Raw genomic sequence first — 22,902 nt, forward strand, 5'->3', positions numbered from 1 at the left:
GCGGTCGTGAGGGCGTGGCGAGTGACTTGCGAGGTCGTGAGGGCGTGGCGAGTGACTTGCGAGGTCGTGAGGGCGTGGCGAGTGACTCGCGCGGTCGTGAGGGGGAGGTGAGCGAGCGGGCCGAGCCGCGGGGGGCGTCCGCCGCCGCCGGACGACGGGCGGCCGCGGGGGCGGCCGGCGGTGCTGTTCGCGTACGACGCGGCGCAGCGGTCGGCCAACCCGGCGGCGCCGGCTCTCGGCGAGCCGTTGGTGGCGGCGATCGCGACTTCGGAGGTTGCGACCTGGCCGCGCTCGTGGGTGCGGTCGTGGGTGAGCGCGGAGGTCGAGGTGCTGGTGCGCATGCCGTGGGACTCGGGGCCGTGCGCGCGGGTGCTGGCGCAGGGCAGCACGGTGCCGGGCTGGCTCGGTGCGGTGCTGCCGCCGACGCGGATCTGGCTGGCGCCGCTGGTGGCGCTGTTCGCCGCGGTGCTGCTGGCGATGGGTCCGATCGTCGGACGGATCCGCCGCCTCACCGAGGCGGTGCGGCGCTCGGCGTCGGCCGGCTACGCGAGCGCGGTGCCGATCGACGGCGACGACGAGGTCGGCCAGCTCGCGCGCGCCTTCGAGGCCGCGGGCCGCGAGGTGCGGGCGCAGCTGGCCGCGAAGGACCGGCGCGAGGCGGCGCTGCGCGAGTTCCTGGCCAACACCACGCACGACGTGATGATCCCGCTGACGGTGCTGCAGGGCCATCTGAGCGAGCTTGTCGAGGGCGCGAGCGCCGGCGAAGCGGTCGATCGCGGGGCGCTGGTGGCGGCCATGGGGGAGGCGCACTACATCGCGGCGATCGTGCATAACCTTGCGGTCATGGCGAAGATCGACGCCGACGCGCCGCGGCTGCACCGCGAGCCGGTGGCGATGGGCGTGCTGGTGGAGCGGGTGCTGGCGCGTCACCGGCCGATCGCGCGGCGGCTGCAGGTCGAGCTCGACGGCGCGGTGCCCGAGTCGCCGCTCCACGTCGTCGCCGATGTCACATTGCTCGAGCAGGCCGTCAGCAACGTGGTCTACAACGCGATCCGTCACAACCGCGCGGGCGGGCACGTGGCGGTGGTGCTCGAAGGTATCGCCGGGGACAGGTTCCGCTTGCGCGTGGTCGACGACGGCCCCGGGGTGCCTGCGGACGAGCTGGCGCGGCTCGTCGAACGCGGGTTTCGCAGCGACGCCGCGCGCACGCGGGCGCCCGACGGGCAGGGGCTCGGGTTGCACATCGCGGCCCGCGTCGCCGCGCTGCACGGCCTCGAGCTGGTGTTCGACGGTCCGCCGGGCGGCGGGCTGCAGGTCGATTTCATCGGTCCTCGCGTATGCGCAGAGGTTGCTGATTCCACGCAGGAGGCGCACTTGTGAGCTAGATCCCGGCGTGTGCGCCGTTGCGCTTGTGGACAGGTGTGCGGGCCCCTCGCGCGTGGCGAAGCTCGCAGCGAGGGCCGCGAGTTGGGCGCGATTGCGGCGAAGATCCGCGCCTCTGTGCCCCCGAGCGGGGTTTTCGACTACACCTTGACCGCTATGGAGAGCAGCGTGACGAGCCCGATCCGACTGCCCGTGGTGACCCCCACGGCGGCTGCCGGCAGCGAGCCGGTGCCGGCACTCAAACCGCCGGTGGACCCGGCCACGCTCGTCCACCGGCAGCTACTCGGCGGCGATTTTTGGCGCAAGATCCCCGCGTATCGCGACATCGACGAGGCCACGTTCCTCGACCACAAGTGGCAGGCCAAGCACACCATCACGCGGCCCGACAAGCTGCTCGAGGCGGTGCAGGAGCTGGCCTCGCCGGAGTTCATCGCCGACGTGCGCGACGGGTTCCACCGCTCGCCGATGAGCCTGCGGGTCTCGCCGTATCTGCTGAGCCTCGTCGACTGGTCGAATCCGGTGGCGGACCCGCTGCGGCGGCAGTTCATCCCGATGGGCTCGCGCCTCCTGCCCGACCACCCCAAGCTCGACCTCGACTCGCTGCACGAGCAGGCCGACGCGCCGGTGGCGGGGCTGACCCACCGCTACCCCGACAAGGCGCTGTTCCTGGCGCTCGACACCTGCCCGGTGTACTGCCGGTTCTGTACGCGCAGCTACGCGGTCGGCATCGACACCGACCAGGTCGAGAAGGTGCACCTGCGGCCGACGCAGGACCGCTGGGAGCGGGCCTTCGCGTACGTGGCGTCGCGGCCGGAGCTCGAGGACATCGTCATCAGCGGCGGCGACGCGTACAACCTGCGGGCCGAGCACATCGAGGCGATCGGCAACCGCCTGCTGGACATGCCCAACATCCGGCGCATGCGCTTCGCCACCAAGGGTCCGGCCGTGATGCCGCAGAAGATCCTCACCGACGACGCGTGGTTCTCGGCGCTGGTCGGCGTGGTCGAGCGCGGGCGCAAGCTGCACAAAGAGGTGGTGCTGCACACGCACTTCAACCACCCGTCGGAGCTGACCGAGATCACGCAAAGGGCGATGAACCGGCTGTTCGCCGCCGGCGTGTTCGTGCGCAACCAGTCGGTGCTGCAGCGCGGCGTCAACGACACGCCCGAGGCGATGCGCCTGCTCATCAAGCGCATGAGTTATCTGAACGTCCACGCGTACTACGTGTACGTGCACGATCTGGTGAAGGGCGTCGAGGACCTGCGCACCACCGTCGACACCGCGATCGAGCTCGAGAAGCAGGTCCGCGGTCTGACGGCCGGCTTCAACACGCCGACCTTCGTGGTCGACGCGCCCGGCGGCGGCGGCAAGCGCGACTGCCACTCGTTCGAGCACTACAACCGCGAGACGGGCATCAGCGTGTACCGCAGCCCCAACGTCAACGCGGACGCGCACTACCTGTACTTCGACCCGATCCATCTGCTGCCCGAGGCCGGCCAGAAGCGCTGGGCCGACCCCGCGGAGCACGACGTGATGGTGCGCGAGGCGATCGCCGCGGCGCGCGACCGTCGGCGCTGAATCGATGACGTGAGCCCGGCCGCGGGTACGCACGCGGCCTGCGGGCGAGGTCGGTGAGGACGCGCCACGTCGAGGAAGCGCGGCGGCGCGGCCTCGACGAGGGCGTTGCGTGGCGCGGCCTCGGCGGCGCGACGCCTGCGAGCGGTGCGTCTTTCTGATGCGCAGCGGCACGGCCTCGACGAGGGCTCGTTGCGTGGCGCGGCCTCGGCAGCGCGACGTCCTGCGAGCGGTGCGTCTTTCTGATGCGCAGCGGCGCGGCCTCGACGAGGTTGCGTGGCGCGGCCTCGGCAGCGCGACGTCCTGCGAGCCGTGCGTGGGTGATGCGCACCTCGCAGGACGCTACGAGCGCCGTGCGTGGGTGATGCGCACCTCGCAGGACGCTACGAGCGCCGTGCGTGGGTGATGCGCACCTCGCAGGACGCTACGAGCGCCGTGCGTGGGTGATGCGCACCTCGCAGGACGCTACGAGCGCTGTGCGTGGGTGATGCGCGGCGCCAGGGGCCTCGTGCTGCGCGGCGGCGCGGGACGGGTCGCGGAGGGCAAGGCGAGAGCGGCGCGCTGCGACAGGACGTCGCACGTCGCAACGACGTCATCCGCCGCGCGCGCAGCGGTGGGGGATTTTCGCAGGCGCTGCCGTCGGGCGTCGCTCAGGTCGTCTCGGGCTCACCCGGATTTCGCGGAAGAGGCGGTCACGCAGGCGGTGCTGGATCTGGCGGGCGCGTACGCCAGAAAAGTGATTCGCGTGACGACGGAAGAGCTGGCGCAGCGGGTCGACCTCGGAGGGGGGAGGTCCGTGACGACAGCTCCGGTGCAGACACCTCGCGCGGAGGTGTGGCGTCTGCAAGGGTGCGCGTGGGCTTGGTCGGGGACATGGGGGGCCGTCCAGTCGTTGCCTTAGTAGTGATGGCCAGGCCCACAAGGATCTGTCTTTCTGAAAATAATCGCGTTCACGCGCTGTAACGGCGCGGACATCTGCAGTCCAGCGAGCTCTAGCGGGGTTCCCGCGTGACCGTTCTGCCATGGCCTTGCGGCCATGTCGATGGTTTGCACAGGGGGCTTTGCGGGCCTGCGCCTGCAGGTTCCTCGGATGTGGCACGCGGGTCGACGAGGCGGCTACGATGCGTGCAGTGGACGACGAACGCGAGCTGCTGCGGCGATGGCGAGAGGGGACCTCGCGGCCGGCAACGCGCTGTTCGAACGCCACTTCGACGGCCTGTACCGCTTCTTCGCCGGCAAGGTGTCGCGCGACGTCGAAGACCTGATCCAGCAGACGATGCTCGCCTGCGTCGAGGGGCGCGACCGGATCGCCGGCGAGTCGACGACCAGCGTGCGCGCGTACCTCTTCGGCACCGCGCGCAACGTGTTGTACGCGCACTACCGCAAGCACCTGCACGAGCGCTTCGACGCGGTCCACACGTCGCTCGAAGACCTCGGACCGAGCCCGAGCCGGCTGGTCGACGAGGCGGTGGCGGCCCGGCTGCTGGCGGCGGCGCTACGCCGGCTGCCCCTCGACCTGCAGATCTTGCTCGAGCTCCACTACTGGGAGCACATGAGCCACAGCGAGCTGTCGGCGGCGCTCGGGGTGACGCTGGGCTCGGTCAAGGGCAAGCTCCAGGGCGCCAAGGCGCAGCTGCGCCGACACATGGCCGACCTCGCGGCCGGCGACGCGCTCGCCGAGCTGCCGGCGGTCGATCTCGACCTCGACCGGTGGGTCGCGGCGCTGCCGAGCTCGGCGTGGGAAGTCCAAGAGGACAGGTCGTAAAGGACAGACTCGCGGACGAGCGGCGCGCAGCTCGGCGCGGGAAGTCCGAGAGGACAGGTCGTGAGGGGCAGGCTCACGCGGACGAGCGGCGCGCAGCTCGGCGCGGGAAGTCCGAGAGGACAGGTCGTAAGGGACAGGCGCTCGCGGACGGGCGGCGCGCAGTTCGGCGTGAGAAGCCCGAGAGGACAGGTCGTGAGGGACAGGCTCACGCGGACGAGCGGCGCGCAGCTCGGCGCGGGAAGTCCGAGATGACAGGTCGTGAGGGGCAGGCTCTCGCGGACGGGCGGCGCGGAGCTCGACGCGGGAAGTTGGAGAGGACAGGTCGTAAGGGACAGGCTCTCGCGGACGGGCCGCGCGGAGCTCGACGCGGGAAGTTGGAGAGGACAGGTCGTAAGGGACAGGCTCTCGCGGACGGGCGGCACGGAGTTCTCGCCGCGGTCGGGCTCGGCGCTCGAGGATGTCGTGATGGACATGCTTCATAGAGAATGTCCGTTTGGACATGTTCATTGGGGCATGGCGTAGAGGGCAGGGGCGACGGTGGCGGACCAGCGGCTCGGGTCGCGCACGCCGCAGCGGACGAGGGCCAGCTCGGCGGCCGTGGGGGGGCGGCCGAGCTGGCGGTCGTGGCCGTGGCGGACGGCGGCGGCGAGGGCGGGCATGTTGCCGCCGGTGAAGCGGTCGGCGGCGCGCTGCAGCAGGTCGGCGGCGGGCCGGCGGCGGAGCGCGGCGATCTGGGCGCGGATGAGGTCCTCGGCGGCGTGGGCCAGCTCGATGCGCTCGCCGGCGAGGACGGCGGCGTCGGCGGCGGCGGCCCGGATCAGGCCGCGCTGGCCGGCGCGGGCGGCGGCCAGGGCCGCGCTGGCGCGCAGGCGATGGGCGTCGATCCGGGGGATCTGCATGCGCATCAGCTGCGAGCGGACGAGGGCCGGCCAGGCCCGCTCGACCCGCGCCCAGGCCTCGCGGCCGCGGCCGTCGTAGAGGTCGCAGTCGACCTCGACCCCGAGCGCGAGCCAGTGCTGGAACGAGAAGCCCTCGTATGGCCAAAGGGACAGGGCCTTGCGGACAGCCGCGCGCGCGCGGGCGGGCTCGCCGGCGGCCACCGCGGCGTGGGCGGTGTAGAGGATCGCTACCACGAGGGCGAAGCGGTCGCCGATGTCCTCGGCCTCGTGCTGCCACGACTCGGCGCGGGCGCGCAGGCCGGCGAAGTCGCCGAGCATGAGGTGGGCGTGCATCGCCATGGCGTGGGCGATCGCCCGCTCCCAGTGGACGTCGACGCAGCGGGCGCGCAGGAGGTCGGCGCCGGACTCGACGCCGGCGAGGGCGCGGCGCCATTGGCCGTTGTTGAGGGCGGCGACGCCGGTGAGGATCGTGGTGAGGCCGGTGAGGTGAGGGTCGGACAGGCGGGTGGCGAGGCCGCGGGCGAGGGCCAGCTCGCGGGCGGCGGCGCTGGCCCGGCGCGGGTCGGGGGCGTTGATGTCGACGATGGTGAGGTACGCGGCGGCGCGGGCGATCCGCCGCGGCTCGCCGCTGGCGAGGGCGAGGCGCAGGCCCTGGGCCGAGATCGCGGCGGCGCGGATCGGGTCGATGAAGCCGAGGCCCTTGCCGGCCGACCAGCAGAGATCGATGCGCAGCCGCAGCTCGGCGGCGACGTCCTCGGCGGCCACGGGCTCGCGCGGGGCCCGGCGGCGGGCGATCGCGAGGCGGGCGAGCTCGCCGACCAGGCGCAGCGCGGTGCCGGCCGAGGTGGCCGGGAACGGCAGGCCGAGCTCGTGCGCCAGCGGGCCGAGCACGTGCAGGCCGGCGTCGACGCGGCCGGACACCAGGTAGTGCTCGACGGCGCGGCCGCGCAGCTCGAGCTCCTGCAGGCGATCGGGGGCCAGCGCGGCGGCGGTGAGGTAGACGGGCGCCGCCTCGGCGCAGCGGCCGGCGTACACCAGCGCGTCGGCGCGGGCGATGGTGTACTTGAGGACATGTTCTGGAGGATATGTCCCCCAGGACAGGGCCTTCTCGTACAGGCTGGCGGCCCGGGCGAACGCGAGGGCGGCGGCGGCCCGCTCCGCGGCGCGCAGGGCCCAGCGGCTGGCCAGCGGCAGGTCGTCGGCGCCGTGGCAGTGCAGCACCAGCTCGTCGGGGTCGGGGTCGGGGGCGGCCGCGAGGGCGCGGGCGAGGGCGCGGTGGTGGTCGCGGCGGCCGGCGGCGCCGAGGCGGTGCAGCACGACCTCGCGCACGCGGTCGTGGTAGGTCTCGACGCTGTCGCCCTCGCCGCACGGGCGGACCAGCCGGCGCGCGCCGAGGACCGCCAGGGCGGCGCCGTCGAGCACCCGCGCGGCCGCGGCCCCGAGCTCGCGGGGCAGCGCGAGGTCGCGGCGCAACGGCCGACCGGCGACGGCCAGGCGCTCGAGCGCGAGCCGCTCGCCGGGCTCGAGCGCGGCGACCTCGGCCTGCAGCGCGCCGTCGAGCGAGGTCGCGACCCCCTCGGCGCCGTCGCCCAGGCGCTGCGCCATGGCCTCGATGAACAGCGGGCTGCCCTGCGACTCGCGGGCGATCGCGGCGGCCAGGCGCTGACGCAGGCCCGGGTCGTCGCCGCGACCTGGCCCTTCGGCCAGGATGGTGGCGGCCATGCGCTCGGCCTCGGCGGGTCCGAGCGGGGCGAGCTCGACCTCGTGGATCGGGCACGCCAGCGGGGCGGCGTCGAGCTCGGCGAAGAACGCCGAGCCGGGCCGGGCGTCGCTGCGCACGCTGGCGGCGACGACGATCGGCGGCGGATCGGGCGGGGCCAGCAGCTCGCCGAGCAGGCGCGCGGAGTCGGCGTCGCCCCACTGCAGGTCGTCGATCGCCAGCACGATCGGCCGCGCGCTCGCCAGCTCGGCGAGCAGCCGCCGCAGCGCCGCGACCGCCCGCCGCCGGGTCTCGCGCGGGGCGGCGTCGACCGGCTCGCCGAGGCCGACGGCGCCGACGGCCCGGTGCAGCGCCGGGAACACGCGCCGCAAGTCGGCTGCCTCTTCGGGCATGGCGTTTAGGACATGTCCTGGAGAACATGTCTCGAGGTGCTGGGCGAGCGCCTCGACCACCCCGTCGAGCGCCTTGTAGGGGACCGACTCGCCGGCGTAGCAGCGGCCGTGGAGGACCAGGGCGCCGCGGCGGTCGTGGAGGTCGGCGGCGACGCGGGCGAGCAGCGCCGACTTGCCGGCGCCCGAGGGGCCGACGAGCAGCAGCAGGGCCGGCGCGTCGTCGAGGGCGCGGGCGCAGGCGGCCAGCTCGTCGGCGCGGCCGACGAACACGGGCGAGGGCGCGGGCGGGGCGTCGAGGCCGAGGCGCAGCAGGAGGTCGCGGCCGCTGGGGCGCGCGCCCGGGTTCTCGGCCAACAGATCGCGGCAGAGCGCCTGCAGGTCGGCCGGGATGCCGTCGATCGCGGTCGGGCCGGGCGGGACGCGCGGGCGTCGGCCGGCGAGCGCCTCGTAGAGCATCACGCCGACGGCGAACCAGTCGCTGGCGGGCGAGGGCGGGGCGCCGGCCAAGAGCTCGGGGGCGAGGTAGCCGGCGGTCCCGGCCAGGCCCTCGTGACCGCCGTCGGCCAGCCGCGCGAGCCCGAAGTCGACGATCTTGAGCCGACCCTCGGCGGTGACGAGCACGTTCGACGGCTTGAGGTCGCGGTGCAGCAGGCCGGCGCGGTGCAGGGCGTAGACGCCGGAGGCGAGCTGGCCCAGCGCGGCGCGCAGGACGGCCTCGGGGGCGCGCTCGCCGGCCGGCCGCAGGTGCGCCAGCCAGCTGTCCCCGGGGACATATTCCATGGCGATGTACCACTCGCCGCGCGCCTGATCGAGGGCCAGCTCGTAGACCGCGACGAGGTTGGCGTGGCCGACGTCGACGACGTTGCGGAACTCCTTCTTGAGCCGGGCGATCGCCGCGGGGTCGGGCCGGCGCAGCGTCTTGAGCGCGACCTGCTGCCCGCCGGGGCCGCGGCCCTCGTGGACCACGCCCATCGCGCCGTGCCCGATCTCTCGGAGCACGGCGTAGGGTCCGAGCGGCGGGACCTGCAGCGCGGCGCCGAAGAGCTGGGCCGCCAGGCGGGCGCGCGTGTGCTCGGCGGGCGCCTCGCGCGGCCGCGGAGGCTCGGCCGCGGCGAACTGCGCGGCGAAAGAGTCGCCGTCGGGGGCGTCCGCCGGAGCGTCCTTGTGCACGGGGCCCCTCGAAGATGCCAAAGCCGAGCGGACGCGACAATGGTCCAGGCCCCCTGGTCGGGGTTGCCGGGCTATGTCACCATCGCCCCGCCATGGCGATCAGCAACATGATGCGCGGTGAAGACGAGGGCGGCTACGAGACCGAAGGCGACCCCAACAGCGAGGCCTACTGGACCGAGCGCGGGATGAAGCGCCCCCAGGTGGTGTGGGAGCGCCTCACCGCCAGCAACAACATCGAGACGTATCGAACCCGCGTGCCCGGCGGGTGGCTGGTGCTGATCTGCCAGGAGTATCGCGACACCGGCGGCGCGCTGTTCTACCCCGACCCGGCGCACCGCTGGGACGGCACCGGCTTCCACGGCTGAGCGCACCCGCTGCGGTGGAATCACCGCAAACGGTGGGGCGTAGAGCCGGGGTGCGCCGCCTCCTCCCGGCCCTGTTCGCCCTCGCGCTGCTGCCCGCGGCGGCGCGCGCCGACGTCGACGAATTCACCGCGGCGGCCCGCAGCCTCGCCGCCGACGCCGACACCGGGCCGCTGACGAACGGGCTGCACTACTTCGCCTCGAACGAGCGCGACCTCGACCTCGTCGCCGACGCGGTGCAGGACACCGGCGAGGTCGTGGTGGCAGTCGCCGCCGACCCCGGCTACATCCTCGCGGCGTGGGCCGACGCGCAGGCGCTGGTGCTGATCGACCTCGACCCGGCGATCGTGGCGCTGCACCGGATCTACGCCGCCTTCTTCGCGGCGGCGCCGGGCCCGGCCGAGTTCTCGCGGCTGTGGACGCCGGCCGGCGAGGCCGAGGCGCTGGCGCTGGTGGAGGCCGCCGGCGGCGAGGCGCTGGTCGAGACGTTCGTGGCCGCGCGTCCGGGGGTGGCTCGCCGTTTCGCGGAGCTGCAGCGCCACATGACGAGCAAGGGCCGGGCGTGGTTGCTGTCGGACCCGACGCTGTACGCCCGGGTGGCCGGGCTGGTGCGCGCGAACCGGGTGATCGCGCTGCGCGGCGACTTCACGCGCGCGGGCACGGTCCGCGCGGTCGGCGAGGCGCTGCGGGCCGCGGGCCTGCGGGTGGGGCTGTTGTATCTGTCGAACATCGAGCAGTACTTCTTGTACACGCCGGAGTTCCGGCAAAACGTGCAGGGGCTGCCGCTCGCGGGCGGGCAGGTGCTGCGCACGCTGCCGGGCCGCCCGGCAGGCTTCGAGTACATCCTGCAACAGGGCGCCGACTTCCAGGCCTGGGCGCAGAACCCGAAGGTCCGCTCGGTCTACCGGATCCGCGGATTTAAAGGGGGAACACCTGGTCAGCCGGCGCGTCCACGTGGTCGACCCGGGGCGGCCGCGGCCTTGATGATGATATGTCCTCGGGGACATGTTGATCGACGAGCTGCGGCGCGCCGCTCGGGGCGTGCCGTGATTCGGTGAGGTGGATGTCCTCGAAGAAATGTTGCGCCGGCCGGGGTCGTGCCATTCTCGATTTGAGATGTCCCTTGGGACATGTGATGGCCGCGAGGATCAGGGCAGGTCGACGAGCTCGAGCTGGCCGTCGCGGCTGACGACGAGGCGGGCGCCGGCGGGGTCGAAGGCGGCGGCGGTGACGGCGTCGGCGGGGAAGCGGGCGATCGGGGCCAGCGATGGATCGAGGAGCTGCGCCTCGGTGGCTTCGCCGCGGGTGACCAGGACGAACAGGCGGCGGCCGTCGCGGCTCGGGACGATGGGGCCGGCGAGGTCGCTGCGCACGAGCTTGCCGCGCAGAGACCCGCCGGCGAGCGGGGCGGCGAACAGCGCGGTGTCGGTGGCGGCGAGCAAGGACTCGCCGAGCACGGCGGTGGCGACGACGGGTCCGGCGTCGCGGCCCGGGGTCATCTCGGCCGTGAGCGCGCCCGAGTCCGCGTCGATGGCGACGATCACGTCGCCGCGTCGGGCGGTGATCGTCGTCCCGCTCCAGGCGACCGCCGCGAAGCCGGTGTCCGCGCTGGCGAGGGTGGTGAGGCGCCAGCCGTCGAGGTCGACGCGGGTCAGGGTCGCGTCGGCGACCACGAAGCTGGCGCCGTCGGGTGCGACTGCGAGGTCTGCCGCGGCCTCGCCGAGGTGCGGCCGGCGGAACAGCTCCGCGCCGGTGACCGCGTCGAGCGCGAGGGTGGCCTCGCCGGTGGTCACGAGCACGATCGCGCCGTCGCGGGCGAACGCGACCCGCTGCGCGCCGGTCACCGGCAGCGCGGTCGTCCGCTCGCCGGACGCGATCGACCCCAGCTCGACCGCACCGCCGCGCTCGCGCACGAAACGATCGTCGCCCGCGAGCGCCAGCGAGAACACCGGGGCGGCGAGCTCCGCCGGCGCGCCGAGCGAATGCGTCGAGCGCAGGCCGGCGCCGATCTGCAACGTCGTCGCGTCGACGAAGCCGCCGGTCATCTCGCGGCCGCCCGGCAATCCGAGCACCGGGGCGCCGGTCGTCAGCGAATAGACGTTCACGCCGGGCCCGATCGCCGCGATCGCCTGACCGTCGGGCGCGAAGGCGAGGCTCATGACGCCGCGGCACCACGGGGCCGCGACCTCGAGCAAGACGCGGCAGTCGTCCCACGCGAACACGCGGAGCACGCCCTCCTCGACCCATTGACCGGCGACGAGCGGCAGGGTGGGGTGCATCCGCACCGCGGCGACCGGGCCGGTTCCGGCCGTGAGCGCGACGGCGCGGCCGTCGGGGAGGAGCACGCGGATCTGGCCGTAGCTGGGAAAACACGCCGCGCCGTCGCTGCGCAGCTGCGCCGCCAGGTAGCCGCCGGTCGGACGCGGCTCGCCGAGCGAATCGCCGGCGCGTGAGAGGTGCACGATCTCCTTGGGGCGCGCGAGGTAGAAGTCGCCGTCCGGGCCGAAGCCGACCGCGACGCAATTCTCGTGGACGGTGCCGGCGCCGTCGGGCGCGAGCACGTGGACACGCGAGCCCTGCCCGGGCGTGGTGACGCGCACGCCGAGCCGGGTGCCCTCGTCACCGAGAGTGACGCCGGTGATCTCGGCGCCCCGGGGGAGCTTGAGCGCGACGGGCTGCGGGGCATCGTCGCCTGTGATCGTGACGGCTCGCTTGGCGTCGGCCCACGCCGACACGGGCGCTCGCGCGGCGAATTCGGCGAAGCGCGAGGGCACTGCCACCGGCGCGGCCTGGCCTGGCGATCGCAGCGCACGCGGGGTCAAGATGGCGACGGCCTCGCGCGCGGTCGGTTTGGCTGCGGCCTTCGATTCGTCCGCGCTCGGCTTGCGCTTCTTCGCAACGACGGTAGTGGTCGCCTTCGTGGCAGGGGGGCTCGTCTGCTCGCCGGCGGCCGATTTGCGCCTGGCCGTAGCGCCGGCGGGCTTCGCATCACTGTCAGTCGACCGGCTCGATCTGCTGCGCGGCTTGGTCGTCGTCACGTCCGAGGGATTATCTCGTTTGCCGGGCCGCAACAAGGCGCCCGGCGGGCGTGATGGGCCTCGTACGCGCGGATACTTCTGGACATGTCGAAGTGGACATGTCACTCGGCGTGACGGTCGAAAGCGATCGCGGCAGCCTCCCCTCGCGCCACCTGGCTCTGCCGCCGTGTTGATCCGCAGCCAGGGAGGCGCGCGCGGCCTCGGCCGGCGAGGCGAACCGGCGCTTCTTCGCTGTAACTTTGTATGGGAGCTCGCGGCGAGGCCGAGGCGCTGCGCGAGATCGCGCTCCATGACGGCCCCCGATGCGTCGGGGCCTCGCGCCCGTGGCCGTGAGCTGGTATCGACGAGGGGTGGCGATCGCCGCGCTCGACGTCGACTACCGGCCGGACGCGGCGGTCACCGCCTGCGTGCTCTTCGAGACATGGTCCGAAGAACATGTCCTCGAGAGCTATACCGTGGTGAGCCCGGCCGCCGCGGAGTACGAGCCCGGGGCGTTTTTCATGCGCGAGCTGCCGTGCCTGCTGGCGGCGCTGGGCCGCTGCCCGGCGCCGCCGTCGACGATCGTGATCGACGGTCACGTGTGGCTCGGACCCGACCGGCCCGGCCTCGGGGTCCATCTGTACCGGGCGCTGGGCGAGGCGACCCCCGTGGTCGGGGTGGCCAAGAATCCGTTCCGCGGGGCGCCCGCGCGCGAGGTGCTGCGCGGCGACAGCCGCCGGCCGCTGTTCGTCACCGCCTTCGGCATGAGCGCCGACGAGGCGGCCGCACATGTGCAAGCGATGCACGGGCCGCACCGGGTGCCGACGCTGCTGCGGCTGGTCGATCAGCTGTGCCGTCGTGGGTGAGCGGTGAGGCTCGCGCGATCGCGGGAGCGGAGGAGGCCGAGTCATCCGCGCAATCGCGGATGAATGCGGTGCCTCGCCCGACACCTCGTAGGGGCGGAGGCGAATGCCATGACGGGCGGCTGACGAGGGCGCGGGGCTCCTCGCTGGCGAAGCTACCGCGGCCGCGGCCGCGAGCTCAACCGACGAGGGTGCGGTAGCGGGTGATGGCAGCCTCGCACGACTCGGCGCAGGCCTTACACGCCGGGTGCTTGGCCTCGTGCTTGCGACACTCGGCCTCGCAGCGCTCACCGACCGCGAGCGCGACGCGGGCCTGGGCGGCGAGCTGATCGGAGGGCCCGGCCGCGAGGGCCAGCAAGGCCCGGGTGACGGCGAGCATCTCGTGGGCCGAACGGGCGCAGGCGGCCATGCTGGTGTCGCCCTGGCCCAGCAAGACGAAGCAGTGCTGCACGCAGACTTCACCCGTCTTGAGGCATTCGGCCGCGACCGTGAGGGTGGCGTCGTCGCCCGCGTGATGGCCGGCGTGACTGTCGTGGCCGGCGTGCGGGTCGGCGGTCGCGGGGGTCGGCACGGCCGGGGCCGGCGGCGGGGCGGTAGTCTTGCCGGGCGTCTTGGCCGGCGGCGGCGGCAGCTCGTCGGGCGCGCTGCTGCAGGCGGTGGTGGCGAGGACGGCAGGGGACCCGAGGACGAATTCGCGGCGTTGCATGCGAGCGCGACTATAGGGGCGATCGCGCGGGGGCGGCAACGCAGGCGCGAGGCGACGGCCTGGGCGGCCGCGAAACTCTGTTAGACGGAGAAGGCCGCGGCAGTCGCCAGGAGGGGCGCGGCGTGAGCGGGAGGCCATCGCCGCGAGGATGTCGGCCGCGAACGCGAGAGGTCGCCTGTCTGAAGAGACATCTGATTGGATCGGCGGCGATTCGCCGTCGGTGGCGAGGCACGAGCGCGGCGCCACGGCAGCTCGGGCTGCGCCGTGGTGGCCCTCGTCGACGGTCGATTCGCCGGTGTTCGCGGCTCGACGGGGAATCAGGCGGCGCCGTGGCGGCCCTGGCCGGCGGCGAAGCGGCGGGCGCCGGCGATCGATTCGCGAGCGATCACGTCGGCGCCGCCGCGGCCCTCGGCGAGCAGGGCTTCCTCGAGGGACATGTCCCATTGGCCATAGGTGGAGCGGCGGTCGACCTGCATGCACTCCTGCGGGAAGGCGGCGATCTCGGCGGCCAGCGCCTCGGCGGCGGCGCGGGCCTGGCCGGGCGGGACGACGCGGTTGACGAGGCCGATCGCCAGCGCCTCGGCGGCCTCGACCGGCCTGCCGGTGAGGATCAGGTCGAGCGCGCGGCCCATGCCGACGAGCCGCGGCAGGCGCACCGTGCCGCCGTCGATCAGCGGGACGCCGAAGCGGCGGCAGAACACGCCGAACACCGCGTCGGCGTCTGCCACCCGCAGGTCGCACCACAGCGCGAGCTCGAGGCCGCCGGCGACCGCGTAGCCGCTGACGGCGGCGATCACCGGCTTGCGCAGGAGCAGCCGCGTGGGCCCCATCGGCGCCGGCCGCCCGAGCGCGTCGGCCGGGGCGTCGAGGTGGAGCTGGTTGCTCGCCTCGCCGCTCGCCAACGCCTTGAGGTCGGCGCCGCCGCAGAAGTGCCCGTCCTCGCCCCACAACACGGCGACGCGCGCCGCCGGATCGGCGTCGAATTCGCGAAAGGCCTGCTCGAGCGCGGCCGCGGTCGGCCCGTCGACCGCGTTGCGCCGCTCGGGGCGGGCGAGGATGACGGTGGTGACGGGGCCGTTGCGCTCGGTACGGACGGACATGCCGCGAGGATAGACCAGAACGCGGCGGGCCGGAGACGGCGCGGCCGAAGCGGCCTGCCTGGCGTCAGACAAACAGAGCTGTCCGAGCGCTCGCCCCGGGCGCAGTCATGGGCTGCGCTTCAGGACATGTTCGATACGACAGGTCACTCACCAGGCCGCGGCGATGGTGACGCCGCCGTCGGCGACGAGGACCTGGCCGGTGATGAACGAGCCGGCCGGGGAGCACAGCAGGGCCGCGAGCGGGGCGATGTCGTCGGGGTCGCCGATCCGTCCGAGCGGGGTGCGGCGCTCGACCAGCTGCTTGAGGTCGGGGTTCTGCCACAGGGCGCGGGCGAAGTCGGTCTTGACCAGGCCGGGGGCGATGGCGTTGACGCGGACGTTGTGCGGGCCCCACTCGACGGCGAGGCTGCGCACGAGCTGCATGTCGGCGGCCTTGCTCATGTTGTAGGCGCCGATCAGCGGGTCGCCGCGCAGGCCGCCGATGCTCGAGATCATGAGGATCGCGCCGTCGCGCCGCTCGATCATCCCGGGGGCCACGCGCTTGGCCAGCCACAGGTTGGACAGCACGTTGTTGTGCATGATCTTGTGGAAGACCTCGTCGCCGAGGCCGTCGAGCGAGCCGAAGTAGGGGTTGGTGGCGGCGTTGCAGACGAGGACGTCGACCTTGCCCCACTCGGCCAGCGTGCGATCGACGAGCGCGTCGACCTGGGCCTTCTCCGAGATGTTGCACGGGACCGCGAGCGCCTGCCCGCCGGCGCCGCGGATCGCCTCGGCGACCTCGTCGCACGGGGTCGGCTTGCGGCTCGAGATGACCACCCGCGCGCCGGCGCGGGCCAGGTGCTCGGCGATCGCCCGCCCGATCCCGCGGCTCGAACCGGTGACGATCGCTACCTTGTCGCTGAGATCGATGATGGGCTTGGCGGACATGACGCGGCCCAGCGTCGCAAACGCCGGGCCGTGCGGGCAAGCCGCCGGGGCGTGAGGTCGAGCCCCCGGCCGGGTCCGCCGGAGCGCCGAATCTCGGCGGCGAGCCGAATTCAGCTGCAGGCCTGCACGAGCGTGAAGCGCCGCGCCCCGAGGAGCGGCGCGATGCGCCGGCTGCTCGGGGCGTGCCGCGCCGCGTCGCTCACTTGCTGCGGGCGCTGCAGCGGCGGTTGCCCTCTTCGCAGAGGAAGCGGACGTGCATGTGGTTCGAGTGGCCGCGCCAGTGCTGGATCTTCGCGTGCGGGCTCTCGGGCGTCTTCGGGTACTCGAACAGGGCGGCCAGCTGCTCGGGCGGGAGGTGCTTCTGGGCCTCCTTGTGCAGCAGCTTCTGCAGCTTCTTGGCGATGTAGATCGTCTGCACCTGGTCGGTCTCGAGCAGCTCCTGGACCAGGGCCCAGTTCTTCTCGGCGTCGAAGTTGCGGACGTTCATGTACTTCCAGCGGTGCTCGCCGTCATCGATGCCGTGGAAGATGTAGCCGATGTCGATGTCGCGGCCGGAGCGGTGCGAGCGGTGCGGGGGCACGCGGCCGCCGGTGCGGCGCGCCAGCTCGCCGACGCGGATCTTCGGGCCGTCGGGGTAGCGCTCGCCGAAGTCCTCGAAGGCGTCGACCAGCGCGCGGATGGTGTTGACGGTGCCGTAGGTGCGCGGCCGGTGGGTGCGCAGGCGCCAACCTGGCCCTTCGGGCAGGGGCATGCCGTTGCGCAGCTTGCCGCGGTTGGGCGAGCCGATCGACTGCGGCGGGTGCTCGGGGTCGTGGCGGTAGACCAGCAGCTTGGTGCCCTCGCCGACCGGGGCCTCGCGGTCGAGCTCCGGGTTGAGCTCGCTGAGCTGTGCGGCCTTGATGCCCCAGGCGATGGCGAGCGCGTCGAGCGACATGTTCTCGTGCGCGGTCCAGAACACCTCGCGCAGCGGCTCGTCAGCGAGCGCGACCGCTGTGTCCTCGATCTCGGACGGATCGCCGGCGAGCGCGGGGGTCTGGGGCCCCGATTGCGCATTCGCGGAATCCGCCGAGGCCGAAATCACGGGTGGGATATCGTCGGTCGGGGCGCGCGCCGGTGGGATTGACGTTGCGGGGAGATCGGCCCCCGCGGCGAGCACCGATTGCACCGCCATCGGCGCATTGTCTTTCGCCGGCACGGCGACGCAAGTGACGAGACCGAGCCCGGCGGTGAGCGCGGCGTACAGCGTCCAGCGCTGCGCCGGGGGTCGTGGAGAGAGCTTATCCGCTGCGTCACGCATCGATGGGTCTCCCTGCAGATCCCCGCAGAGGCTGCTGCGGGGAGTTGGCAGTCTATGGAGGAAGCATCGGGGGGCGCAACCCCTCGACGAGACGCAAATCAAGTTTTCGACGAACGGCGCGCGCCGTTCGCCGAAATCGAGTTCATGCAGCCCGCGTTCGCGCAGCCAGCGTATTGCCCGACACGGGCTTGTGGCCTTCGAGACCCACGACTGTCAGTTCGCGTCCCTCGTGTTCCATGTCGCGCGCGAGCTCGTGCAGACGCTCCATCACGGTGTGGTCGACGAGCCGCGTGGCCTGCAGGTCGACGACGACGTTGCGCGGCGCGGGCACGCGATCGATGGCGCGCTTGAGGCCGATGTAGTTGCTGAAGATCGCGGCCTTGCGCGCGGTGATGCGAGTCGTGTTCGCGCCCTCGTCGCGGATCTCGAGGTCGGGCTTGAACAGCGCGCTGAGCGGGGCGCCGCGGACGATGTGCAGCAGCAGCTTGGTGAAGATGCCGGCGAAGATGCCGAGCAGCAGGTCCTCGCCGACGGTGACGCCGATGGTGACGAGGAACACCAGCAGCTGGTCCTTGCCGACCTGCGCGGTGTGGATGAACTCGCGCGGGTGGGCCAGGCGGAAGCCGGTGAACACCAGCATCGCCGCCAGCGCGGCCTTGGGGATCATGTGGATGAGCCCGGGCGCGAGGACGACGAAGCCGAGCAGGAAGGCGCCGTGGAAGAAGTTGGCCCAGCGGGTCTTGGCGCCGTTGTTGATGTTGGCCGAGGAGCGCACGATCTCCGAGATCATCGGCAGACCGCCGATCATGCCGGCGGCGGTGTTGCCGACGCCCACGGCCAGCAGGTCGCGGTTGAAGTCCGACTTGCGCTTGAAAGGATCGAGGGTGTCGACCGCCTTGGCGCTGGCCACCGACTCGATGCTGCCGACCAGCGCGAAGGCGATGATCCACTTGATCGAGGTCCAATTGCCCAGGTTCGAGAAGTCGGGGAACGTGACCATCCCGAGCAGGTTGTCGAGCCGGTTGACCAGCATGGTCGGCGCGAGGTGGTACTCGTGGCCGGCGAAGCTGTAGTTGTGCTCGTGGTCGAGGTCGAAGTAGATGCCGAGCGGGATGCTGAGCAGCAGCACGACCAGCGGCGCGGGGATCTTGCGCACCAGCGGGTGCCGCAGCCGCGGCATGATGACGAGGATGGCGAGGCTGAGCAGGCCGATGAGCGCGATCTCGGGGTTGTTGTCGAGGATCCGCTGCGGCAGCTCGGCGATCTGGCCGAGCGGGGTCTTGGCCGTCGGGTCGACGCCGACCATGATGTGCATCTGCTTGGAGGCGATGATGATGCCGATCGCCGCCAGCATCCCGTGCACCGCCGCCGAGGGGAAGAAGTCGGCCATGACGCCGGCGCGGATCAGGCCGAAGATAATCTGGATCACGCCGGCCGCGACGATCACCGCCAGGGCGTACTGATAGCCGAGCGTCGGCGGGACGCCCCGGCTCAGCTCCTCGATGCAGCCGAGCGCGATGACGATGAGGCCGGCCGCCGGCCCCTTGATCGTGACCCGCGCGCCCATGAACAGGCTGACGACCAGGCCGCCGATGATCGCGGTGAAGATGCCGGCGACCGGCGGGAACCCGCTGGCCATCGAGATCCCCAGCGACAACGGGAGCGCGATCAAAAAGACGAGGAAGCCGGCCACCAGGTCCGACTGCAGGTTCTGACGCAGGCCGGCGAGCCCGTCGGCGGGGACGTTGCGGTTGCTCATTGCGATGCTGTCCTTGAAGACATGTCCCACGAGACAGACGGCGACGTACGCCGTTCGTGTGGAGACCCGAGGCTCAGCCTAGTCGAGAGCAGAAGCGCGGTTCAAGAGAGCCAGGACAGGATTCATCCGCCCGCGCGGCGCGGCGCGGCCGATTCAGGTCCGCAGGCCGCAGCGGGCGAACGGCGATGAACCGAACTTCATCATGAAGGGACTTTCACCGGTTCGACAGCGGTGACCTGCGCCGCGAAGGCCCCGCGCGCGAGCTCCACGCGGACGGCCTCGCCCGCGGCGACCTGGGCGACGTCGGTGACGACGCCCGCGTCCGTGCTGACGACCGCGAACCCGCGCTGCAGCACGGCGAGCGGGCTCAGGGCGTTCAGCGCCGCGGCCGCACGAGCGAGGCGCAGGCGCGCCGGTTGTGCCAGCACCCGGGCCCGCTCACGCAGGGCGAGCTCGGCGGCGAGGAGACGGCGGCGAGCGCGGTCGAGCCGGTGGCGCGGGTGCTGGGCCAGCAGGCGCGCGTGCAAGGCGGTGAGCAGGCGGCGGTCGCGGGCGAGGCGAGCGCGCGGGTGCTGGTTGCCGAGGCGCGCGAGCAGGGCGTCGAGGCGACGGCGCGGCGCGAGGACGAGGCGATGGCCGGCGGCGGCGAGGCGCCGCGTGAGCAGCTCGAGGCGGCCGCGCTCGTCGAGGACGCGGCGTTTGGTGGCGAGGACGAGGCGACGCTCGACGTGATGCAGGCGCGAGAGGTAGCCATCGCGGTCGGGGACCACCAGCTCGGCGGCGTGCGACGGCGTGGCGGCGCGCAGGTCGGCGACGAAGTCGCAGATCGTGATGTCGACCTCGTGACCGACCGCGGACACGACGGGCACCGGGCACGCGGCGACGGCCCGCGCGAGGCCCTCGTCGTTGAAGGCCCACAGGTCCTCCTGGGCCCCGCCGCCGCGGCCGACGATGATCACGTCGACGCCCGGCCGCCGCTGCAGTCGCAGCAGCGCGCGCACCAGGCTGAAGGCGGCGTCCTCGCCCTGCACCTGCGCGGGGGACAGGAGGATCCGCACCGGACAGCGGCGCCGCGCGACCTTGAGGATGTCGTGGATCGCCGCGCCGCTGGCCGAGGTGACGACGCCGACGATCCGCGGCCAGGCGGGCACCGGCCGCTTGCGCTCGCGCGCGAACAGACCCTCGGCCGCCAGCTTGGCCTTGAGCTGCTCGAGCTGCTGCATGCGCGCGCCGAGGCCGGCCGGCTCGGCCCGCTCGGCGTACAGCTGGAACTTGCCCTGCGCGGCGTAGATGCCGAGGCGGCCGTAGACGCGGAACAGCTGGCCGTCGGCCAGGCGGTGGCGCAGGCGCGAGAGGGCGCTGCGCCACATCGCCACCGGCAGGACGGCGTGGCTGTCGCGCAGCGTGAAGTAGGCGTGGCCGCTGTTGACGAGCCGCAGGTTGGTGATCTCGCCCTCCACCCACAGCGGCGGGAACTGCTGCTCGATGCTGCGGTGGGCGCGGTTGACCAGCTCGCTGACGGCGAAGACGTGCGGGGCGACGGGGGCCATGCGCGGACGAGGCTAGCAGAGCCCCGCCCGCGCGGGCGGCGTCACGCGCAGTCGTTCACGTCCGAGCCCACGGGGCAGTAGATGCCGTCGTCGCACTCGCCGTCGTCGACCCACGGGCAGTAGCCGCAGTCCCAGAAGTCGGAGCCCTTGGAGCAGGTGCCGCCGGGGAAGTTGTGCTCCTCGCACGTGCCGTCGTTCGGGGTGGCGCAGCAGTCGAACGGGTCGGTGCCCTCGTCGCACAGGAAGGGCTCGTCACACTCGCCGTCGCCCTCCCAGTCGCACAGGCCGGTGAGCTCGGGGCACTCGCCGAGGAGGCACTCCGCGCCGTTGTTGCAGGTGTTGTTGAGACAGACGCACAGCGCCTCGCCCGGGGTGCACGGGGGCTCCTCGCCGGTGGTCGTGGTGGTGGTGTCGGTGGTGGTGTCGGTCGTGGAGGTGGTGGAGGTGTCGGTCGTCGCGTCGGTCGTCGCGTCGGTCGTGGTGTCGGTCGTGGTGTCGGTGGTGGTCGTGGTGGTGGTGTCGGTCGTCGCGTCGGTGGTCGTGGTGGAGGTGTCGGTCGTCGCGTCGGTGGTCGTGGTGGTGGTGTCGGTCGTCGCGTCGGTCGTGGTGCTCGTCGTCGCGTCGGTGGTATCGGTGGTCGCCGTCGTATCGGTCGAGGTGGTGGTGCCCGGATCGGTGGTGCCGGTGATCGGGTCGGTCGTCGACGTGGTGGTCGAGGTGCCCGGCTCGGTGGTCGACGTCGAGGTCGGCTCGTCGGTGGTGCCGGTCGGCTTGTCCGTGGTGGTCGGCGGCGTGCCGGTGGTCGTATCGGTGCCGGTGCCGGTCGTGGTGCTCGTATCGGTGGCGAGCGTGTCGGTGACAGCAGCCGGGTCGCCGCAACCGGCGATCGCAAGCAGGAAGGTGAATGCAGGGGAGGCGAGACGATGTTTCCGCATCGCCGGAAGCTATCACGACGCAAAAACGCGCGAATGCTGCGTGTTTACCGCGTTGTGTTCAGGAAGCTTCCCCGGTGACTGCCTCGGAATCCGCCGAGCCGCCTCGATTGGCACCAGTCGGCGGGGATGCAAAATGTCCTGAGAGACATGTTTGTTCGTGCATGGACCGAGAGCGCCGCGGCGTCGAACGGCTCATAGCATGTCTTTTCGGACAGTCCGGGCGGGGCGGTGGCCGCCAGGCCGGCGATCCGTCACCGCGATCGGCCTCCGCCGCCACGACCGTCGGGCGGCGCGGGACGGGCTTTTCTCGGCGGTCCCGGGTCCGTGCGGCGTCCGAGGAGATCGCGCGGCGCTCGCGCGCCGACCCCGTCCCGCGCCCGGCTGCCTCCCCCTCTCGAGCTGGACCGCGGCGCCGCGGGGGCGACGCGATCGCAATCGGGTAATCATGTCGGTCGTGATTCAGCGGTGTCTTTTGATAAAGAACAAGGGAGCCATTGATGGCACCACGGGCGCCGGGCTCCGCTGCTCGCCCGACCTTCGATTCACGCGATCGTCGTCAGGCCGCACCCCGACCTTGGTCGGGTTTCACGCCGTTGCGGAGCTCGCTACACCGGCACCATGCCTGCGATCGACGCACCCACCCAGTTCATCGAGACGAACGGCCGCCGTCTGGCGTATCGGACGCTCGGCGAGGGCCAGCCGCTCCTCCTCTGCACGCGCTTCCGCGGCAACCTGGACTGTTGGGACCCCGCCTTCCTCGACGCGCTGGCGGCCGCGGGCTTTCGCGTGATCACGTTCGATTACAGCGGCCTCGGCCTGTCGAGCGGGACCGCCACCTACAACCCGTTCATGATGGCGAACGACCCGCGCGACCTGATCGAGGCGCTCGGGCTGCGCGAGGTGGTGATCGGCGGCTGGTCGCTCGGGGGCCTCGTCGCCCAGGTGGTGGTCGCGCTGCACGCGACGCACGTGAGCCACGCGGTGCTGCTCGGGACCACGCCGCCGGGGCCGATCGTCAAGCCCGCGGAGGAGCTGTTCTTCACGACCGCGGCGCGCGAGGTCAACGACTTCGAGGACGAGGTGATCCTGTTCTTCGAGCCGCGCTCGCCCGAGAGCCGGGCGGCCGCGCGGCGCTCGGCCGACCGGATCGCCGCCCGCACCCAGGACCGCAGCCCGCCGGTGCCGGTCGAGTTCGCCCGCGCCAACCTGTCCTCCGATCACGCTGCGCCGATCTTCCCCGCGCTGCCGGTGCTCGAGGCGCTGCGGGCCACGACGGTGCCGATCCTCCACATCGCCGGCGACCACGACATCATTTTTCCCGTGGAGAACTGGTACGCGCTGAACGGGACGTTGCCGACGGTGCAGCTGCTGACGTACCCGTCCGCCGGCCACGGGCCGCATCACCAGCACCCCGAGGCCAGCGCGCAGCACATCGCCGCGTTCGTGCGCACGACGTCGCGGCGCGCGGCCGCGACGTGAACG

Annotated in this window: 16 protein-coding genes; 7 read left to right on the forward strand and 9 right to left on the reverse strand. The window is 72.8% G+C overall.

All coding sequences use genetic code 11. The features are described from left to right. Nucleotides 1-180: 180 nt before the first annotated feature. From OV079_RS44420 to OV079_RS44430, 3 genes are all read left to right on the forward strand, one after another. On the forward strand, nt 181-1,380 hold the full coding sequence (locus OV079_RS44420) for a sensor histidine kinase (protein ID WP_267775896.1): 1,200 nt from the start codon (nt 181-183) through the stop codon (nt 1,378-1,380). Between the two features lie 171 nt (nt 1,381-1,551). Beyond that, complete coding sequence (locus OV079_RS44425) at nt 1,552-2,961, forward strand: KamA family radical SAM protein (protein WP_267775897.1); 1,410 nt, start codon at nt 1,552-1,554, stop codon at nt 2,959-2,961. Between the two features lie 1,156 nt (nt 2,962-4,117). Beyond that, nucleotides 4,118-4,723, forward strand: a complete 606-nt coding sequence (locus OV079_RS44430; RefSeq protein WP_267775899.1) for an RNA polymerase sigma factor — start codon at nt 4,118-4,120, stop codon at nt 4,721-4,723. Between the two features lie 503 nt (nt 4,724-5,226). Here the strand turns inward: OV079_RS44430 and OV079_RS44435 are convergent. Then, nucleotides 5,227-8,904: a protein kinase domain-containing protein gene (locus OV079_RS44435; RefSeq protein WP_267775900.1), complete on the reverse strand. Its 3,678-nt coding sequence runs from the start codon at nt 8,902-8,904 to the stop codon at nt 5,227-5,229. Nucleotides 8,905-8,996: 92 nt separating this feature from the next. Here OV079_RS44435 and OV079_RS44440 point away from each other — a divergent pair, with 92 nt between their 5' ends. Together OV079_RS44440 and OV079_RS44445 are read left to right on the forward strand one after the other, a co-directional pair. Continuing rightward, the gene (locus tag OV079_RS44440) at nt 8,997-9,269 is read left to right on the forward strand and encodes a hypothetical protein (RefSeq protein WP_267704743.1); all 273 of its coding nucleotides are present in this window, start codon (nt 8,997-8,999) and stop codon (nt 9,267-9,269) included. Between the two features lie 50 nt (nt 9,270-9,319). After that, entirely contained in the window at nt 9,320-10,324 is a 1,005-nt protein-coding gene (locus OV079_RS44445) for an LIC_10091 family protein (protein WP_267775901.1), read from the forward strand. Nucleotides 10,325-10,414: 90 nt separating this feature from the next. Here the strand turns inward: OV079_RS44445 and OV079_RS44450 are convergent, their stop codons facing one another. After that, nucleotides 10,415-12,046: a WD40 repeat domain-containing protein gene (locus tag OV079_RS44450; RefSeq protein ID WP_267775902.1), complete on the reverse strand. Its 1,632-nt coding sequence runs from the start codon at nt 12,044-12,046 to the stop codon at nt 10,415-10,417. Between the two features lie 608 nt (nt 12,047-12,654). Here OV079_RS44450 and OV079_RS44455 point away from each other — a divergent pair. Next, nucleotides 12,655-13,149: an endonuclease V gene (locus OV079_RS44455; protein ID WP_267775904.1), complete on the forward strand. Its 495-nt coding sequence runs from the start codon at nt 12,655-12,657 to the stop codon at nt 13,147-13,149. Nucleotides 13,150-13,324: 175 nt separating this feature from the next. On the opposite strand, the gene OV079_RS44460 is transcribed toward OV079_RS44455, so the two are convergent. The 7 genes from OV079_RS44460 to OV079_RS44490 form a co-directional block, all read right to left on the reverse strand. After that, entirely contained in the window at nt 13,325-13,852 is a 528-nt protein-coding gene (locus tag OV079_RS44460) for a Csp1 family four helix bundle copper storage protein (protein ID WP_267775905.1), read from the reverse strand. A 317-nt stretch (nt 13,853-14,169) separates the two neighbouring features. Beyond that, on the reverse strand, nt 14,170-14,952 hold the full coding sequence (locus OV079_RS44465) for a crotonase/enoyl-CoA hydratase family protein (protein ID WP_267775907.1): 783 nt from the start codon (nt 14,950-14,952) through the stop codon (nt 14,170-14,172). 147 nt (nt 14,953-15,099) lie between these two features. Beyond that, complete coding sequence (locus OV079_RS44470; RefSeq protein ID WP_267775909.1) at nt 15,100-15,879, reverse strand: SDR family NAD(P)-dependent oxidoreductase; 780 nt, start codon at nt 15,877-15,879, stop codon at nt 15,100-15,102. A gap of 199 nt (nt 15,880-16,078) precedes the next feature. After that, nucleotides 16,079-16,960 (reverse strand): penicillin-insensitive murein endopeptidase, encoded by an 882-nt coding sequence (locus OV079_RS44475; RefSeq protein ID WP_267775910.1) that lies wholly within the window; start codon nt 16,958-16,960, stop codon nt 16,079-16,081. 358 nt (nt 16,961-17,318) lie between these two features. Beyond that, a complete protein-coding gene (locus OV079_RS44480) occupies nt 17,319-18,935 on the reverse strand; it encodes a SulP family inorganic anion transporter (RefSeq protein ID WP_267775912.1) in 1,617 nt (538 codons plus the stop codon). A 200-nt stretch (nt 18,936-19,135) separates the two neighbouring features. Next, complete coding sequence (gene xseA / locus OV079_RS44485) at nt 19,136-20,485, reverse strand: exodeoxyribonuclease VII large subunit (RefSeq protein WP_267775914.1); 1,350 nt, start codon at nt 20,483-20,485, stop codon at nt 19,136-19,138. Nucleotides 20,486-20,526: 41 nt separating this feature from the next. Further along, on the reverse strand, nt 20,527-21,420 hold the full coding sequence (locus OV079_RS44490; protein ID WP_267775915.1) for a hypothetical protein: 894 nt from the start codon (nt 21,418-21,420) through the stop codon (nt 20,527-20,529). 618 nt (nt 21,421-22,038) lie between these two features. Between OV079_RS44490 and OV079_RS44495 the strand changes: the two genes are divergently transcribed. After that, nucleotides 22,039-22,899, forward strand: coding sequence for an alpha/beta fold hydrolase (locus tag OV079_RS44495; RefSeq protein WP_267775917.1), 861 nt, complete (start codon nt 22,039-22,041; stop codon nt 22,897-22,899). Nucleotides 22,900-22,902 lie beyond the last annotated feature (3 nt).

Origin of the sequence: Nannocystis pusilla, assembly GCF_026626665.1 — a bacterium.
In the GTDB taxonomy this organism is placed as follows: Bacteria; Myxococcota_A; Polyangia; order Nannocystales; family Nannocystaceae; genus Nannocystis; species Nannocystis pusilla.